Origin of the sequence: Burkholderia sp. Bp8963, from assembly GCF_003854275.1 — a bacterium.
Classification (GTDB): Bacteria; Pseudomonadota; Gammaproteobacteria; order Burkholderiales; family Burkholderiaceae; genus Burkholderia.
Window position 1 is genome coordinate 185,517 of record NZ_QTQP01000004.1, and the last position, 17,028, is coordinate 202,544.

Annotated in this window: 16 protein-coding genes; 10 read left to right on the top strand and 6 right to left on the bottom strand. The window is 69.5% G+C overall.

Translation table 11 applies throughout. The features are described 5' to 3' along the window. Nucleotides 1-248 precede the first annotated feature (248 nt). Together DID96_RS05385 and fghA are read left to right on the top strand one after the other, a co-directional pair. Nucleotides 249-1,733, top strand: a complete 1,485-nt coding sequence (locus DID96_RS05385) for a xylulokinase (RefSeq protein ID WP_124598225.1) — start codon at nucleotides 249-251, stop codon at nucleotides 1,731-1,733. A 249-nt stretch (nucleotides 1,734-1,982) separates the two neighbouring features. Further along, the gene (gene fghA, locus DID96_RS05390) at nucleotides 1,983-2,831 is read left to right on the top strand and encodes an S-formylglutathione hydrolase (protein ID WP_124598226.1); all 849 of its coding nucleotides are present in this window, start codon (nucleotides 1,983-1,985) and stop codon (nucleotides 2,829-2,831) included. Between the two features lie 52 nt (nucleotides 2,832-2,883). On the opposite strand, the gene DID96_RS05395 is transcribed toward fghA, so the two are convergent. From DID96_RS05395 to DID96_RS05410, 4 genes are read right to left on the bottom strand one after another with little or no spacing between them, the layout of a single operon-like run. Continuing rightward, nucleotides 2,884-3,666 (bottom strand): metal ABC transporter permease, encoded by a 783-nt coding sequence (locus DID96_RS05395; RefSeq protein ID WP_124598289.1) that lies wholly within the window; start codon nucleotides 3,664-3,666, stop codon nucleotides 2,884-2,886. Further along, nucleotides 3,659-4,558 carry an ABC transporter ATP-binding protein gene (locus tag DID96_RS05400; RefSeq protein ID WP_124598227.1) on the bottom strand — a complete coding sequence of 300 codons (900 nt, stop codon included), beginning with the start codon at nucleotides 4,556-4,558 and terminating at the stop codon, nucleotides 3,659-3,661. The genes DID96_RS05395 and DID96_RS05400 overlap by 8 nt, the downstream gene beginning before the upstream one ends. Beyond that, on the bottom strand, nucleotides 4,555-5,532 hold the full coding sequence (locus tag DID96_RS05405; protein WP_124598228.1) for a metal ABC transporter solute-binding protein: 978 nt from the start codon (nucleotides 5,530-5,532) through the stop codon (nucleotides 4,555-4,557). The genes DID96_RS05400 and DID96_RS05405 overlap by 4 nt, the downstream gene beginning before the upstream one ends. Before the next feature lie 47 nt (nucleotides 5,533-5,579). Continuing rightward, nucleotides 5,580-6,041 (bottom strand): Fur family transcriptional regulator, encoded by a 462-nt coding sequence (locus DID96_RS05410; protein WP_185732176.1) that lies wholly within the window; start codon nucleotides 6,039-6,041, stop codon nucleotides 5,580-5,582. Nucleotides 6,042-6,442: 401 nt separating this feature from the next. On the opposite strand from DID96_RS05410, the gene DID96_RS05415 reads away from it, so the two are divergent. From DID96_RS05415 to DID96_RS05440, 6 genes are all read left to right on the top strand, one after another. Continuing rightward, complete coding sequence (locus DID96_RS05415; protein WP_124598230.1) at nucleotides 6,443-7,219, top strand: L-iditol 2-dehydrogenase; 777 nt, start codon at nucleotides 6,443-6,445, stop codon at nucleotides 7,217-7,219. An 86-nt stretch (nucleotides 7,220-7,305) separates the two neighbouring features. Next, a complete protein-coding gene (locus tag DID96_RS05420) occupies nucleotides 7,306-8,625 on the top strand; it encodes a sugar ABC transporter substrate-binding protein (RefSeq protein ID WP_124598231.1) in 1,320 nt (439 codons plus the stop codon). A gap of 107 nt (nucleotides 8,626-8,732) precedes the next feature. Next, nucleotides 8,733-9,677 carry a carbohydrate ABC transporter permease gene (locus DID96_RS05425; protein ID WP_124598232.1) on the top strand — a complete coding sequence of 315 codons (945 nt, stop codon included), beginning with the start codon at nucleotides 8,733-8,735 and terminating at the stop codon, nucleotides 9,675-9,677. After that, nucleotides 9,674-10,525, top strand: a complete 852-nt coding sequence (locus tag DID96_RS05430) for a carbohydrate ABC transporter permease (protein WP_124598233.1) — start codon at nucleotides 9,674-9,676, stop codon at nucleotides 10,523-10,525. Before DID96_RS05425 ends, DID96_RS05430 begins: the two co-directional genes overlap by 4 nt. A gap of 107 nt (nucleotides 10,526-10,632) precedes the next feature. Continuing rightward, nucleotides 10,633-11,322, top strand: a complete 690-nt coding sequence (locus DID96_RS05435) for an HAD family phosphatase (RefSeq protein WP_124598234.1) — start codon at nucleotides 10,633-10,635, stop codon at nucleotides 11,320-11,322. 57 nt (nucleotides 11,323-11,379) lie between these two features. Further along, nucleotides 11,380-12,489 carry an ABC transporter ATP-binding protein gene (locus tag DID96_RS05440; protein ID WP_124598235.1) on the top strand — a complete coding sequence of 370 codons (1,110 nt, stop codon included), beginning with the start codon at nucleotides 11,380-11,382 and terminating at the stop codon, nucleotides 12,487-12,489. Between the two features lie 53 nt (nucleotides 12,490-12,542). On the opposite strand, the gene DID96_RS05445 is transcribed toward DID96_RS05440, so the two are convergent. Next, nucleotides 12,543-13,427, bottom strand: a complete 885-nt coding sequence (locus DID96_RS05445; RefSeq protein ID WP_124598236.1) for a LysR family transcriptional regulator — start codon at nucleotides 13,425-13,427, stop codon at nucleotides 12,543-12,545. Nucleotides 13,428-13,541: 114 nt separating this feature from the next. Here DID96_RS05445 and DID96_RS05450 point away from each other — a divergent pair, with 114 nt between their 5' ends. Together DID96_RS05450 and DID96_RS05455 are read left to right on the top strand one after the other, a co-directional pair. Then, complete coding sequence (locus tag DID96_RS05450; RefSeq protein WP_124598237.1) at nucleotides 13,542-14,750, top strand: serine hydrolase; 1,209 nt, start codon at nucleotides 13,542-13,544, stop codon at nucleotides 14,748-14,750. Continuing rightward, entirely contained in the window at nucleotides 14,747-15,961 is a 1,215-nt protein-coding gene (locus DID96_RS05455; protein WP_124598238.1) for an MFS transporter, read from the top strand. The genes DID96_RS05450 and DID96_RS05455 overlap by 4 nt, the downstream gene beginning before the upstream one ends. Here DID96_RS05455 and DID96_RS05460 read toward each other — a convergent pair. After that, on the bottom strand, nucleotides 15,949-16,950 hold the full coding sequence (locus DID96_RS05460; protein WP_124598239.1) for a sugar-binding transcriptional regulator: 1,002 nt from the start codon (nucleotides 16,948-16,950) through the stop codon (nucleotides 15,949-15,951). The genes DID96_RS05455 and DID96_RS05460 overlap by 13 nt on opposite strands. Nucleotides 16,951-17,028: the final 78 nt, after the last annotated feature.

A 17,028-nucleotide genomic window follows, 5' to 3' on the forward strand; every position in this document is an offset into this window, starting at 1 on the left:
GGTTTTATAGCCGTCCAAAATAATGCGGACCCCCATGTCAAATATGGGTCGCTTTATGGTGTGTATCGCGATTCGGGAATAGTGGTCATTTCGGGGTGTAAAAAAACGCACGGGGTTAACCCGCGAACGGGTGTTTTGGCGCACGCGGCGCCGTCGGTCGCATTGGCGTTTCGCGATTCGAGAAAAATGGGGCGCATATCGAGATCCCGTTATCATCGAAGGCCGTCCATTCAAATCGTCGCTTCGTCATGCGCTTGCTCGGAATCGATCTCGGCACCGGCTCGGTGAAACTCGTCACGCTCGATGCCGATGGTGTCGAACGTGCGGTCGCGAGCGAACCTTATGCGTTGTCGTCGCCGCAGCCCGGCTGGGCGGAAATCGCGCCGGATGCGTGGTGGCAGGCGCTCGTGCGTGCGGCCGCGCGACTGCCCGCCGATGAACGGGCGCAGGTCGCCGCGATCGGTTTTTCGGGGCAGATGCACGGCGTCGTGCTGATCGACGCGGCCGGCCGCCCGGTGCGGCCGGCGCTGCTCTGGCCCGATACGCGCGCGGCCCGCTACGCCGACGCGCGCGACTGGCCCGATGCGGCGAACCCGGTCGCGCCGGGGATGGCGGGACCGCTGCTGCGCTGGGTCGCCGCGCACGAACCGGCGTCGCTGGATGCGGCGGACCGGGCCGTGCAGCCGAAGGACTGGCTGCGGATCGTGCTCGGCGGCGACGTCGCCGCCGATCCGAGCGATGCGTGCGCGACCGCACTCGCGACGCCGGACGGCGCATGGGATACCGCGCAACTCGACGCATTTCGCCTGCCGCATGCGCTGTTCGCACCGGTGCGCGCATCGACCGCGCATTGCGGTGTGCTGCGCGCCGCCGCGGCCGCCGCGCTCGGCCTGCCGGCCGGCGTGCCGCTCGCGACCGGCGCCGCCGATACCGCGTGCGCGGCGCTCGGCAGCGGCCTCGTCGCCGACGGCGATGCACTTCTGACGACGGGCAGCGGCGGGCAGATCGTCGTGCTCGCGGACAGGCTGCCGGCCGCGCGGCGCGGGCTGCATCGCTACCGCGCGGCGGCGGGCGGCGGCTACTACACGATGGCGGCGATGCAGAACGTCGGGCTCGCGCTCGAGGCGGTGCGCGGCTGGCTCGGCTACGCGAACTGGCCGGCCGCGTACGACGACGCGTTCGCGCAGCCGGCGTCCGAACGGCTGTCCTTCCTGCCGTACCTGACCGGCGAGCGCTCGCCGTGGATGAATCCGGATGCGCGCGGCGGCTGGCTCGGCCTCGGGCTCGGCGACACGCGCGGCGCGATGATGCGCGCGGCGTTCGAAGGCGTCGCGTTCGCGTTGCGCGCGGGGCTCGATGCCATTCGTGCCGAGGGTGCCGAGGGTGCCGAGGTTGCGGAAGGTGCGGAAGGTGCGGAAGGTGCGGAGGGCCGTGCGATCGCGTCGCTGCGGGTTGCCGGCGGCGGCTCGGTCGATCCGCGCTGGCGCCAGTTGCTCGCGGACGCGCTCGGCACGTCGCTCGACGCGCTCGACTGCCCGAACGCGGCGACCCGCGGCGCGGCGCTGCTGGCGGGTGTCGCGCTCGGACACTGGCGGGAATACGAACTGCGCACGCTCGCGCCCACCGCGTCGCCGGTCGCGGCGCCATCGGGCGATCGTGCGCTCGCGGTGCGCTACGCGCGTTTCGCCGATCTGTACGCGCGCACGGATGCGTGGTTCGCGACGGGCGTTTAAACTCGGGCACTTGTTGTATTGCCGTATTGCCTGAGCGGCATTGCGTCACCGATGACGCATGCAGGCAACCCGCCGGCTGTTTCCCGCACGCGTCGCGCGCGGCGATCGGCCATCATGGCGAGCACGAATTCATGTCGCCGTGCCGCGCGCGACGCCGCGCGGCACGGCGAAGCCAGCTTTGCGTGGGACCGGGGCAAGTGCTGAAGCACCCACTCCGGTTGACATCTGATCGACAGACAGGGGACAACGATGCTTGAACTGATTTCATCGCACGCGTGCCACGGCGGCGAGCAGCGCTTCTACAGGCACGACTCGACGACGATCGGCCTGCCGATGAAGTTCTCGGTGTACCTGCCGCCGCAGGCCGCGCACGCTCGCGTGCCGGCGCTGTTCTACCTCGCGGGGCTGACCTGCACCGAGGAGACGTTCGCGATCAAGGCCGGCGCGCAGCAGTACGCGGCGCAGCACGGCCTCGCGCTCGTCGCGCCCGACACGAGCCCGCGCGGCGCGGGCGTGCCGGGCGAGACCGACGCATGGGATTTCGGCGTCGGCGCGGGCTTCTACGTCGACGCGACCGAAGCGCCGTGGTCGACCCACTACAGGATGTACTCGTACATCGCCGACGAGCTGCGCGACACGGTGACGGCCGCGTTGCCGATCGACGGCGCGCGGCTCGGCATCTTCGGTCACTCGATGGGCGGGCACGGTGCGCTCGTGCTCGCACTGCGCAACCCGGACGTGTACCGCTCGGTGTCGGCGTTCGCGCCGATCGCCGCGCCGACGCGCTGCCCGTGGGGCGAGAAGGCGCTGTCGGGCTATCTGGGCGCCGATCGCGAAACGTGGAAGCGCTACGACGCGAGCGAGCTCGTCGCGCGCGCGGACGCACGGAAGTTCGCGGACGGGATCCTGGTCGATCAGGGGCTCGCGGATCAGTTCCTCGCAAACCAGCTGAACCCCGACGTGTTCGAGGCGGCGTGCCGCACGGCAGGCCAGCCGCTGACGCTGCGGCGGCACGCAGGCTACGACCACGGGTACTACTTCATCTCGACGTTTATCGCCGATCACGTTGCGCATCATGCGCGGGTGCTGGCCGGCTGACGGGGCGCCGCGCGCCGCGGCGTGCATCAGTTGCGTGCAGCCGCCGCGTGCATCAGTTGCGCCGCAACAGGCTCGTGCCGTACACGAGCGCCGACAGCGCGGTGATCCAGAAGCTCGTCGGCCAGTCGGTGTAATACGCGAGCACGATGCCGGCCCACGCCTCGAACAGCGCGAACAGCGCGGCGAGCACGACGCCCGTCGACAGCCGCGTCGACACGTTCTGCGCGGCGGCGGCCGGGCCGACCAGCAGCGTGAACACGAGCAGCACGCCGACGATCTGCGTCGCAGCGGCGACCGCGAGCGCGCACACCGCGAGGAACAGCACCGACACCGCGCGCAGCGACACGCCCTTGGCCTCGGCCAGCTCGGGCTGCAGCGACGCGAACAGCAGCGGCCGCGCCATCAGCGCGAGCGCAGCGAGGCTTACCGCGCCGATCCCGGCCAGCACCGCGAGCGTGTCGTGACTGACCGCGAGCACGTTGCCGAACAGCAGCGCCGTCACCTGCGTCGCGAACGACGTGTAGAAATGCAGGAACAGCAGGCCGAAGCCGAGCGCGCCTGACAGGATCACGCCGATTGCGACGTCGCGGCCCGCGAGCCGCTCGCCGAGTGCACCCATGCCGACCCCGGCCGCGAGCGTGAAGCCGACCATCCCCCAGATCGGCGAGATGCCGAGCAGCACGGCGCCCGTCGCGCCGGTGAAGCCGACGTGCGACAGCGCGTGGCCCGCGAAGGTCTGCCCGCGCAGCACCAGGAAATAGCCGACGATGCCGGCGAGCACCGCGACGATTCCCGACGCCGCGAAGGCGTTGATCATGAAGTCGTATTCAAACATCGTGTGATTGCCCGCTCGCGTGAGGGTGCGCGTGTCCGTGGTGATGATGGCCGTGGCCGCCGTGCGCGTGTGCGTGAGCGTCATCGTCGCCTTCGTGCTCGTGATCGTGCTTCTCGACTTCGACGTCGCCGGACATCACGAAGATCTTGCCGTTCACGCGCATCACGTCGATCGGCGAGCCGTACAGCCGCGACAGCACGGGCTTCGTGATCACCTCGTCGACGGTGCCGAGCGCCGCGACGCCGTTGCCGAGGTACAGCACGCGGTCGAGCGCGTTGAGGAGCGGGTTCAGTTCGTGCGCGGAGAACAGCACCGTGATGCCGAGCTCGCGCTGCACGCGGCGCACGAGCTCGACGACGCCGCGCTGGTGGTTCGGGTCGAGGCTGATCAGCGGCTCGTCGAGCAGCAGCAGCTTCGGGCTGCCGAGCAGGCACTGCGCGAGCAGCAGGCGCTGCCGCTCGCCGCCCGACAGCTCGGACAGCGGCCGGCGCGCGAGCGCGCGGCCGTCGACGAGGTCGAGCACGCGGTCGACGTCGCGCCGCGTCGTGGCGCTCGCGTGCGGCAGGCCCCAGCGATGCCCGTCGGCCGCCATCGCGACGAGGTCGTAGCCGCGCATCCGGCGGTTCGCGAGGCCGCTGCGGATCTGCGGCATGTAGCCGATCGACGGGTTGCCGCGCGCGACCAGCGCGTCGCCGACGCGCAGCGCGCCGCCGGCGACCGGCACGAGGCCGAGCACCGCGCGCATCAGCGTCGTCTTGCCGGCGCCGTTCGGCCCGAGCACGCCGACGAATTCGCCGGGCTCGATCGAGAAGCTGACGTCGCGCAGGATCGTGCGTCCGCCCAGTTCGAGCGTGACGCGATCGAGTTCGAGTGCGTGTGGATTGCGGGTCATGGCTTGCGGGTGGAAAGGGCCTTGCCGAGCGCGTCGAGCTGGCCGGCCATCCATTGCTGGAAGGTCTTGCCGGCCGGCTGCGTCTCGGTGACGCTGACGGTCGGCACGCCGCCGCTGCGCGCGATCTTCAGCATCCGCTTCGTCATCGGCTCCTCGGCCTGGCTGTTGTAGATCAGCACGCGCACCTGCCTGTTGCGCAGGTCGTTCTCGAACGCGGCAACATCCTGCGCGCTCGCCTCGGTGTTGTTCATCGTCGCGAGCTGGAAGCGCTGGTTGCGCATGTCGAGGCCGATCGCGTCGGCCATGTAGCCGAACACGGGCTCGGTGGCGGTCACGGGCACGCCCTTGTACTGCGCGCGCAGCGCGGCGACCTTGTCGTCGACGGGTTTCAGCGACGCGACGAACTTCTGCAGGTTCGCGTCGTAGTCGGTCTTGTTCGCCGGGTCCGCGTGGCCGAGCTCGGCGGCGATCGCGCGCGCGGCGGCAGGCATCGTCGCCGGGTCGTACCACAGGTGCGGATTGTCGCCGGCCTTCTTGCCGAGGAGGTCCGCGACGACGATCGTCGCGCGCTTCGCCTGCTTCGACGCCGCGAGCAGCTTGCCCATCCACGGATCGTAGTCGGCGCCGTTGTAGATCACGAGCTGCGCCTGCTGCAGCGCGCGCGCGGTTTTCGGGCTTGCCTCGAACAGGTGCGGATCCTGGTCGGGATTGCTGAGGATGCTCGTCACCGCGACATGGCGGCCTCCGATCTGCGTGACGACGTCGCCATAGAAGTTCTCGGCCGCGACCACGTTGATGGCGGCCGCCTGCGCGAGCGCGGGCACCGCGAGCGACAGCGCGGCGAGGCCGGCAGCGAGCCAGCGGACGGGGCGCGAGAGGGAATGCGAAAAGGAGCGCAAAGCCGGGCACGAAACCGGGTTCGAAAAGGGGGCCTGCGTGGCGGATAGCGGGGCACGCGTCAGGGCAATGGACATGAAACTCCTCGTTCGGAAGGGGCGGCGCGTCGGCCGCGCGATGGGCGTCAGCGTTGCGCCGGCTTGGTCTTGCAGTGTCCGCACAGGCCGCTCAGCTCGACGACCTGGTGATGGACCTCGAAGCCATGCGCGGGCGCGCTCGCGGACAACTGCTTCGCGAGGTCGCCGCCCGGAATTTCGACGGTCTCGCCGCAGGATTCGCAGATCAGGAACTGGCCTTCGTGCGGCACGCCGATCTCGCAGCACGCGAAGAACGCGTTCTTCGATTCGATCCGGTGGATGAAGCCGTGCTCGACGAGGAAATCCAGCGCGCGATACACGGTCGTGGGCGGCACCCGGCCGCGCTGCGGCTCGAGTTCGGCGAGCAGGTCGTACGCGCCGATCGGGCGCTGCGCGGCGAGCACGCGTTCGTAGACCTGCCGGCGCAGCGGCGTCCACGCGAGCCCGTGCTCGGCGGCGAACGCGTCGGCGCGGGACAGGCGGGCGGCGATTGACGAGGTAGTGGCCATGGCGCGATGCAGGCGATGGAACGAAGATATCGCGATGATATAACGTATCGTCGCGCCGCGCATGCGGCCATCCGTCCCGTTTCTTTCTATCCGCGCCAAAGCCGGTCCTGCTGCTCGTCCCACCGCCCGTCCCGCGGCCCGTTCCTCGCGCGTCCCCCGCGCGTCCCCCGCGCGTCCGACCGCGCCGCAACCTGTCCCGCTCGCCGTTGTCCCGCCTGCGTCTCCGGCTGTTCGTCCGGCGCCGTTCTGCCGCACTGCATCATCGAAACCGGCCCGATCCGCCTTGACAGTCCCGGTTCCGTATCCGATCATTTGATCACAAACAGAGCAATTATTCGTGTCGCGAGCATTCGCTCACTTTGCGACACATCGCACAACGCAGAACGAACCGGAGACAGCCAGTGAGATTGCAGGACAAGGTCGCGATCCTGACGGGCGCCGCGAGCGGCATCGGCGAAGCGGTCGCGCAACGCTATCTGGACGAGGGCGCGCGCTGCGTGCTCGTCGACGTGAAACCGGCCGGCGGCTCGCTCGCGCGGCTCATCGAAGCGAGCCCGGGCCGCGCCGTGGCCGTCACCGCGGACGTCACGCGCCGCGACGACATCGCACGCACCGTCGCGACCGCGGTCGAGCGGTTCGGCGGCATCGACATCCTGTTCAACAACGCGGCGCTGTTCGACATGCGCCCGCTGCTCGACGAATCGTGGGACGTGTTCGACCGCCTGTTCGCCGTCAACGTGAAGGGGCTGTTCTTCCTGATGCAGGCGGTCGCGCAGCGGATGGTCGAGCAGGGGCGCGGCGGCAAGATCATCAACATGTCGTCGCAGGCCGGCCGTCGTGGCGAGGCACTCGTTTCGCACTACTGCGCGACCAAGGCCGCGGTGATCAGCTACACGCAGTCGGCCGCGCTCGCGCTCGCGCCGCACCGGATCAACGTGAACGGCATCGCGCCGGGCGTCGTCGACACGCCGATGTGGGAGCAGGTCGATGCGCTGTTCGCGCGCTATGAAAACCGGCCGCTCGGCGAGAAGAAGCGGCTCGTGGGGGAAGCGGTGCCGCTCGGCCGCATGGGGCTGCCCGCCGACCTGACGGGCGCCGCGCTGTTCCTCGCGTCGGCCGATGCCGACTACATCACCGCCCAGACGCTGAACGTCGACGGCGGCAACTGGATGAGCTGACGCGGCGCAACTCGCGCGCGGCCGGTCGCGCCGGTTGCGCGCCGGTTCATCGACATCAACAATACACAAGACACTGGAGACATGCCATGCAACGAAAGACGCTTGCCGCCCGCGTGTTCGCCGGCGCGGCGCTCGCCACCGCCGTCGGCGCCGCGCATGCGGGAACGCTGACGATCGCGACGCTGAACAACCCCGACATGATCGAGCTGAAGAAGCTCGCGCCGGCGTTCGAGAAGGCCAATCCCGACGTCAAGCTGAACTGGGTGATCCTCGAGGAAAACGTGCTGCGCCAGCGCGCGACGACCGACATCACGACCGGCAGCGGCCAGTTCGACGTGGTGATGATCGGCACCTACGAGACGCCGCAATGGGGCAAGCGCGGCTGGCTCGCGCCCGTGGCCGGCCTGCCGGCCGACTACGACCTGAACGACGTCGTGAAGACGGCGCGCGACAGCCTGTCGTACAACGGCCAGTTGTACGCGCTGCCGTTCTACGTCGAGAGCTCGATGACGTTCTACCGCAAGGACCTGTTCGCGGCGAAGGGCCTGAAGATGCCCGACCAGCCGACCTACGACCAGATCGCCGGGTTCGCGGACAAGCTGACCGACAAGTCGAAGGGCATCTACGGCATCTGCCTGCGCGGCAAGGCCGGCTGGGGCGAGAACATGGCGTACCTGTCGACGGTCGTGAACACGTTCGGCGGCCGCTGGTTCGATGACAAGTGGAACGCGCAGCTCACGTCGCCGGAGTGGAAGAAGGCCGTCAATTTCTACGTGAACCTGCTGAAGAAGAACGGCCCGCCCGGCGCGAGCTCGAACGGCTTCAACGAGAACCTGACGCTGACCGCGTCCGGCAAGTGCGCGATGTGGATCGACGCGACCGTCGCGGCGGGGATCCTCTACAACAAGCAGCAGTCGCAGGTTTCGGACCGGATCGGCTACGCGGCCGCGCCGGTCGAGGCGACGCCGAAGGGCTCGCACTGGCTGTGGGCGTGGGCGCTCGCGATTCCGAAGACGTCGAAGCAGCAGGACGCCGCGAAGAAGTTCATCGCGTGGGCGACGTCGAAGCAGTACGTCGAGCTCGTCGCGAAGGATGAAGGGTGGGCGTCGGTGCCGCCGGGCACGCGCACGTCGACCTATCAGCGCGCCGAGTACAAGGCCGCCGCGCCGTTCTCCGACTTCGTGCTGAAGGCGATCGAGTCGGCCGACCCGAACGATCCGGCCGCGCAGAAGGTGCCGTACACGGGCGTGCAGTATGTCGGGATTCCTGAGTTCCAGTCGTTCGGCACGGTCGTCGGCCAGTCGATCGCGGGCGCGGTCGCGGGCCAGATGACGGTCGACCAGGCGCTCGCGGCCGGGCAGGCCGCCGCCGACCGCGCGGTGCGGCAGGCCGGCTACCAGAAGTAACGCAGCGTGCGCCGTGCGTCGTGCGTTCGTCGACGCACGGCCGGCGCCCAGGCGGCAAGGCGGGCGAGCGCTGCGCGCCCGCGTTTCAATCGGAGGTGGTCCTGATCATGCGTCACTTACGTCTTCCCCTGATCCACGCGCACCCGGCCGACGCCGCGTCGCAGGCGTCCGCGCAGGACCGGCCGCGGCGCGGCGCGAGCTGGCTCGTGTCGCCGTCGGTCGCGGTGCTGGTGTTGTGGATGTCGATCCCGCTCGCGATGACGGTCTGGTACTCGTTCTCGCGCTACAACCTGCTGAACCCGGACGTGAAAGGCTTCGCCGGATTCGACAACTACCGGTTCCTCGCGACCGATCCGTCGTTCCTGCCCGCGATCTGGCACACGCTCGTGCTGATCGGCGCGGTGCTCGCGATCACCGTGGCCGGCGGCGTGCTGATGGCCGTGCTGTTCGACCGCAAGTTCTACGGGCAGGGCATCGCGCGCCTCTTCGCGATCGCGCCGTTCTTCGTGATGCCGACCGTGTCCGCGCTGATCTGGAAGAACATGATCCTGCATCCGGTGTACGGGCTCGTCGCGAACGCGATGCGCGCGCTCGGGATGACGCCGATCGACTGGTTCGCCGACTACCCGTTGACCGCGGTAATCGTCATCGTCGCGTGGCAGTGGCTGCCGTTCGCATTCCTGATCCTGTTCACCGCGATCCAGTCGCTCGACCAGGAGCAGAAAGAGGCTGCCCGCATCGACGGCGCCGGCCCGATCGCGATGTTCTTCTACATCACGCTGCCGCACCTGAAGCGCGCAATCGCGGTCGTCGTGATGATGGAGACGATCTTCCTGCTGTCGATCTTCGCGGAGATCTACACGACGACGGGCGGCGGCCCCGGCAACGCGACGACCAACCTGTCGTACCTGATCTATGCGCTCGGCCTGCAGCAGTTCGACGTCGGCCTCGCGTCCGCGGGCGGGATCATCGCCGTCGTGGTCGCGAACGTCGTGTCATTCTTCCTCGTGCGGATGCTCGCACGCAATCTGAAAGGGGAGTACGAAAAATGAGCGACCTGACTCTCGAAAGCCGGCGCATGCCGGCGGTGTTCGGTGTCGTGCGGCGTGCGCTGCCCGGCACGCTCGCATGGCTGGTCGCGCTCGCACTGTTCTTCCCAATCTTCTGGATGGCGATCACCGCGTTCAAGACCGAGCAGCAGGCGTACGCGTCGACGCTGTTCTTCATCCCGACGCTCGACAGCTTCCGCGAGGTGTTCGCGCGCAGCGACTACTTCTCGTTCGCGAGGAATTCGGTGCTGATCTCGGCGGGTGTCACGGTGATCTGCCTGCTGTTCGCGGTGCCGGCCGCGTACGCGATGGCATTCTTCCCGAACGCGCGCACGCAGAAGGTGCTGCTGTGGATGTTGTCGACGAAGATGATGCCGTCGGTCGGCGTGCTCGTGCCGATCTACCTGCTGTGGAAAAACGCGGGGCTGCTCGACACGGTGTCGGGCCTCGTGATCGTCTATACGCTGATCAACCTGCCGATCGCGGTGTGGATGACGTTCACCTACTTCAACGAGATCCCGAAGGACATCCTGGAAGCGGGGCGCATCGACGGCGCGTCGACGTGGCAGGAGATCGTCTACCTGCTGATGCCGATGGCGCTGCCGGGGCTCGCGTCGACCGCGTTGCTGCTCGTGATCCTGTCGTGGAACGAAGCGTTCTGGAGCATCAACCTGTCGAGCTCGAATGCGGCGCCGCTGACCGTGTTCATCGCGTCGTACTCGAGCCCCGAGGGGCTCTTCTGGGCGAAGCTGTCCGCGGCGTCGCTGCTCGCCGTCGCGCCGATCCTGATCGTCGGCTGGCTGTCGCAGAAGCAGCTCGTGCGCGGGCTCACGTTCGGGGCGGTCAAATGAGCGCGGCCGGCGAAGGTGCTACCGGCGAAGGTGCGGCCGGCAGTGGTGCAGCTGGCAATGGTGCAGCCGGCAAGGGCGTGGCTCGAGAAGGGGTTGCCGGCGAACGCATGGATCGCCACGACGGCGTGCTGATCTGCGATTGCGACGGCGTGCTGATCGACAGCGAGGCGATCGCCGCCGACGTGCTGGTGCGCGAACTCGAAGCGCGCTGGCCGGGCGTCGATGCGCGGCCGGCGGTGATGCCGCTGCTCGGGCAGCGGATCGAGCGCGTGCTTGCCGGCGCGAGCGACGCGGCCGGCCGCACGCTCACCGCAGCCGATGGCGACGCGATCCGGCGCGCGGTCGAAGCGGCCGCGGTCAACGCGCCGGCCGTCGACGGCATCGCGGCCGCGCTCGCTGCGATCCCGCTGACGATCGCATGCGCGAGCAACAGCTACCGCGCGTACGTCGAGGCCGCGCTCGCGCGCACGGGTCTCGCGCGCTTCTTCGGCGAGCGGCTGTTCTGCGCAGACGCCGTCGCGCGCCCGAAGCCCGCGCCGGACGTCTATCTCGCGGCCGCGCACGCGCTCGGCGTCACCCCTGCGCAATGCCTCGTCGTCGAGGACAGCGCGACCGGCATCACCGCGGCGGCCGCGGCCGGCATGACCGTGCTCGGCTTCATCGGCGCGGGGCACGCGTCGCCCGCGCAGGTCGACGCGTTGCGCGGGATCGGTGCGCGGCACGTATTCGACGACATGCACGAGCTGCCCGGCTATGTCGCACGCTGGCAGGCGACGGGCGCGGTGCTGCCGCATTGAGCAACGTGCCGCCCGCGGGCGGCGCATCACGAATCGAACCTCGAACGGAGACAAATCATGGCAAGCGTGCTCCTGCGCAACATCGCGAAGCGCTACGAAGACACTGAAGTGCTGCGCAACGTGAACCTCGACATCGCCGACGGCGAGTTCGTCGTGTTCGTCGGCCCGAGCGGCTGCGGAAAATCCACGCTGATGCGGATGATCGCGGGGCTCGAGGACATCTCGAGCGGCGACCTGCTGATCGACGGCGCGAAGGTCAACGACGTGCCGAGCGCGAAGCGCGGCATCGCGATGGTGTTCCAGTCGTATGCGCTGTATCCGCACATGACGCTGTACGACAACATGGCGTTCGGCCTGAAGCTCGCCGGCGCGAAGAAGCCCGAGATCGACCAGGCCGTGAAGAACGCCGCGAAGATCCTGCACATCGACCACCTGCTCGACCGCAAGCCGAAGCAGCTGTCGGGCGGACAGCGGCAACGCGTCGCGATCGGCCGCGCGATCACGAGGAAGCCTAAGGTATTCCTGTTCGACGAACCGCTGTCGAACCTCGACGCGGCGCTGCGCGTGAAGATGCGGCTCGAGTTCGCGCGGCTGCACGACGAACTGAAGACGACGATGATCTACGTGACGCACGACCAGGTCGAGGCGATGACGCTCGCGGACAAGATCGTCGTGCTGTCCGGCGGCAGCGTGCAGCAGGTCGGCACGCCGAACGCGCTGTATCACACGCCCGCGAACCTGTTCGTCGCGGGCTTCATCGGCTCGCCGAAGATGAACTTCCTGCGCGGCACGGTCGAGTCGCTCGACGCCGGCGGCGTGCTCGTGCGCTTCGACAGCGGCACCACGCAGCGCGTGTCGGTCGATGCGGCGGGCTTGCAGCGCGGCGCGCCGGTGACGGTCGGGATCCGGCCCGAGCATCTGAAGGTGGGGGCGGGCGCGGCCGGTGTTGCCGCGAAGACGATGGCCGTCGAATCGCTCGGCGATGCCGCGTACCTGTACGCGGAGTCGGCGGTCGCGCCGGACGGCCTGATCGCGCGGATTCCGCCGCTCGACACGTACCGCACCGGCGAACTGCTGCACGTGCATGCGGACGCGGACCACTGCCACCTGTTCGACGAAGCAGGGCAAGCGTTGCGCCGCCTGAGCCCGCACGCGAAGGCCGCGTGACGACCTGAAGCGGCCCGGAGCGACCTGAAGCGGCCTGACCCGACCCGAGTCGTTCAGAGGTGCAGGTGCGCGGCGACGTGATCGACGAACGCGCGTAATTTCGGCGTCGGATGCCGGCCTGACGGCCACAGCACGTAGAACGCGATGCGGCTCGCGACGTGCTCGTCGAGCACCGTGCGCAGCGCGCCGCTGTCGAGCGCGTCGCGCACGAAGAACTCGGGCAGGCACGCGATGCCACGCCCGCGCAGCGCGAAGCACAGGCGCGCTTCCGCGTTGTTGCTGACCATCGACACGGGGACGTCCGGCGGCGTGCCCGTGCTTGACGCACGCAGCGGCCAGATCTCGAGCTTGCCGCTGCTCGGGAAGCGGTAGTGCAGGCAGCGGTGTGTCGCGAGATCGGCCGGCGTGCGTGGCGTGCCGTGCCGCTCGAGGTAGTGGGGTGCTGCGACGAGGTGCTGTCGAAAATGGCCGAGCAGGCGCGACGACAGCCGCGAGTCGGACGGCTGTCCCGTGCGCAGCACCGCGTCGAAACCTTCGTCGACGACGTCGACGAGCCGGTCGCTGAAGTCGAGATCGAGTTCGATCTCCGGATACGCGGCCATGAAATCGGCGAGCACCGGCAGCATCAGCGAGCTGAGCAACGGCATGCTGACCCGCAGTCGGCCGCGCGGTGCTTCGGCCGTCTGCGTCAGCTCCTGCTCGGCCGCGTCGATCTCCGCGAGCACGCGCCGGCACCGTTCGAGAAAGCGCGTGCCTTCGGCCGTCAGCGTGATGCTGCGCGTGCTGCGATGAAAGAGGCGCACGTTCAGGCGCGCCTCGAGCCGTGCGATCCGCTTGCCGACCGCTGACGCCGACAGCCCGAGCGCGCGGCCGGCCGCGACGAAGCTGCGCGTTTCCGCGACCTGCACGAACACCACGAAGCCGCCCAGACTTTCCATGCGTGATTCCCGATTGCGGACAACGATGTCCGGATTGTCCGGAACTCTAGCCCAGTTTTTCTTCTTTCGCCGGCTGCCTACGATGGGCGTTCCTTCATCTTTCGAGGTCATGCCATGTCATCCCTGCCTGCCATCGCGCACGAACAAGAACACGCACACGAACCGGATACCGCGCTGCGCGAGCGGCTCGACGCGGCGCTCGCGCGCGCGCTCGCCGAACAACGCGTGGTCGGCACGGTCATGCTGGTCGCCCGCCACGGCGAACTGCTCTATGCGCGCGCCGCCGGGCTCGCCGACCGGGAAGCGGGCACGCCGATGCGCGAGGACGCGCTGTTCCGGCTCGCATCGGTGTCGAAGCCGATCGTGACGGCTGCGGCGATGCGGCTCGTCTCGGCTGGCCGGATCGGGCTCGACGAGCCGATCACGCGCTGGCTGCCCGAGTTCCGGCCGCCGCTGCCCGACGGCGGCCCCGCGCACATCACGTTGCGCCAGCTGCTGTCGCACACGGCCGGCCTCGGCTACCGCTTCCTCGAGGCCGACGCCGATGGCCCGTATGCACGCGCCGGCGTGTCCGACGGGATGGATCGCGCAGGCATCACGCTTGCCGAAAACCTGCGACGCATTGCCAGCGTGCCGCTGAAGTACGCACCGGGGACGTCGTGGGCGTATTCGCTGGCGACGGACGTGGTCGGTGCGCTGATCGAGGCGGTCGAAGGGCGTCCGCTCGACGAGGCGGTCGCGGCGCTCGTCACGACGCCGCTCGGCATGACCGACACCGGGTTCGTCGCGCGCGACACCGCGCGCGTCGCGACGCCTTACGTGAGTACGGACGGTGCGCCGCGCAGGATGGAAGCGTTCGACATCGCGCCGGTGTACGAGGGCACGGTCGGCATTCGCTACGAGCCGGCCCGCGTGTTCGATGCGGATGCGTTTGCGTCGGGCGGCGCGGGCATGGTTGGCACCGCGCGCGACTGCCTCGCGCTGCTCGACGCGCTGCGCACGGGCCGCGCGGGCTGGCTGGAGACCGCGTGGACCGACGAGATGGGGCAGGTGCAGCCGGGCGCGCACGACCTGCCGGCCGCACCGGGTTTCGGCTTCGGGCTCGGATTTTCGGTGCTGCGCGATCCGGTGGCCGCGCAGTCGCCGGAGCCGGCCGGCACGTGGCGCTGGGGCGGCGCGTACGGGCATGCGTGGTTCATCGACCGGGCGGCCGGGCTGACGGTCGTCGCGTTGACCAACACGCTGTACGAAGGGATGCACGGACGCTTCGTGACCGACGTGCGCGATGCGGTCTATGGCGTCGGCGCACGGGAGCCGGCATGAGCGACACGACCTCCACGCCGGCCCGGCTCGCGCAGGCGGATGGGCGCGGCGAACGCCTGCCGGTCGCGAATCTGCTCGCGCTCGCGACCGCCGGCTTCATCACGATCCTCACCGAAGCGCTGCCGGCCGGCCTGCTGCCGCTGATGAGCGGCGATCTGCACGTGACCGAGGCGCTCGTCGGGCAACTCGTGACCGTCTATGCGCTCGGCTCGATCGTCGCGGCGATTCCGCTCGTCGCCGCGACGCGCGGGATGCGCCGGCGCCGGCTGCTGCTCGCGGCGCTCGCGGGCTTCGTCGTGTCGAACGCGCTGACGGCCGCGTCGCCGTACTACGCGCTCACGCTCGTCGCGCGCTTCGTCGCGGGGATGTCGGCCGGCCTGCTGTGGGCGTTGCTGGCCGGCTATGCGAGCCGGATGGTCGGCGAGCGGCTGCGCGGCCGCGCGATCGCGGTCGCGATGCTCGGCGCGCCCGTCGCGATGTCGATCGGCATTCCGGCCGGCACCGCGCTCGGTGCGGCGCTCGGATGGCGCATCGCGTTCGGCGGCATCACGCTGGCCGCGCTCGCGCTGATGGCATGGGTGCGCGCGCTGCTGCCCGATTATCCGGGGCAGCACGCGGGCACGCACCAGCCGGTGCTCGACGTGCTGCGGCTGCCCGGCGTGCGGACGGTGCTCGTCGTGATGTTCGCGTACGTGATCGCGCACAACATCCTGTACACGTACATCGCGCCGTTTCTCGCCGGCGTGCGGATGGGCGCGCAAGTCGATGCCGTGCTGTTCGTGTTCGGCGTCGCATCGCTGATCGGCATCGCGCTGACGGGCGCGTGGATCGTCCATGCGCTGCGGCACCTGACGCTCGCGAGCGTCGCGCTGTTCGCGCTCGCGGCGTTGATGCTCGGCGTGGGCGGCGCTTATCCGCTCGTCTATGCGGCCGTCGCGCTGTGGGGGCTCGCGTTCGGCGGTGCGGCGACGCTGTTCCAGACGGCGTTGGCGCACGCGGCGGGGGAAGCCGCCGATGTCGCGCAGTCGATGCTCGTGACGGTGTGGAATCTCGCGATCGCGGGCGGGGGCGTCGTCGGCGGGCTGCTGCTCGACGGGCCCGGTGCAGGCGTGATGCCGTGGGTGCTCGTCGGATGGTTGGCGGCAGCGTGGGGTGGCGCGTGGCGCGCGCGCCGGCATGGTTTTCCGGCGGCGCGGCGTCAGGACGCCTGAGCTTCCAGCGCGGCCCGCGCGCAAGTTTCGTCGGTCACGAGCCCCGACAGCCAGCCGCCACGCAGCGCGGCGATCACCGCGTCGCGCTTCTTCGGGCCACCCGCGAACGCAATGGTCGGGCGCTTCGGCGGCGAGCCGAGCGACACGCTCGTTGCGCGCGCGCTCGTCGATGCGGCGATCCGGCGGCCCTGCGCGTCGATCGGCTCGCCGAGCAGTTCGGCGACCGCGCCGAGCGCGATCATCTCGTCGCGCTCCTGTTCGGTGATGAAGCCGTCCTCGAACAGCGGGCAGTGGGTGCCGATGTTGCCGATGCCGACGAACGCGACGTCGGCTTCGCCCGACAGCGCCTCGACGATCCGGTACAGCCGGTGATTGCACCATTGCGCGCGCTCGGCATCGCTGTCCGCGAACAGCGGCGCAGGCAGCAGGAAGTGCTTGCCGCCCGTCTTCTCGGAGATGTATTGCGCGACGTCGTAGCGGTTCGACGAGCCGTCGGCGGCGATCGCGCCGACCATCGACACGAGCCGGTGCTGCGGCCGGTCGAGCTGCGCGATCTGCGCGACCGCGGCCTTCAGCGTGCGGCCGCTGCTGACCGCGATCACCATCGGTCGCGTTTCGTTCAGGTAGCGCTCCATCACCTGCGCACCGGCGACCGCGAGCTTGCGGTCGATCGCTTCGGGCGCATCGGCATCGACGGGCACGACCTCGCACATCGACAGGCCGTAGCGCTTCGACAGCTGCGCGCCGAGGTCGAGACAGTCGGCGAGCTGGTGATCGACGCGCACGCGGATCAGGTTCTTCTCGACCGCGAACGCGACGAGGCGCTGCGCGACCGGGCGCGACACCTGCAGTTTCTCGGCGATTTCGTTCTGCGTGTCGCCCGCAACGTAATACAGCCACGCGGCGCGCGTGGCGAGATCGAGTTTTTCTGAGGACTTGGGCACGATAGCGATTGAATTCGGATCCTGGCGCGCCGGCCGGCGGCGCATGGGTATGCACTGTACCGCACTCGCCGCGTGGGGCCGGTTCACCTGTCGGCCAAGGCCGCGAGGCGCCGCGCGGCGCCG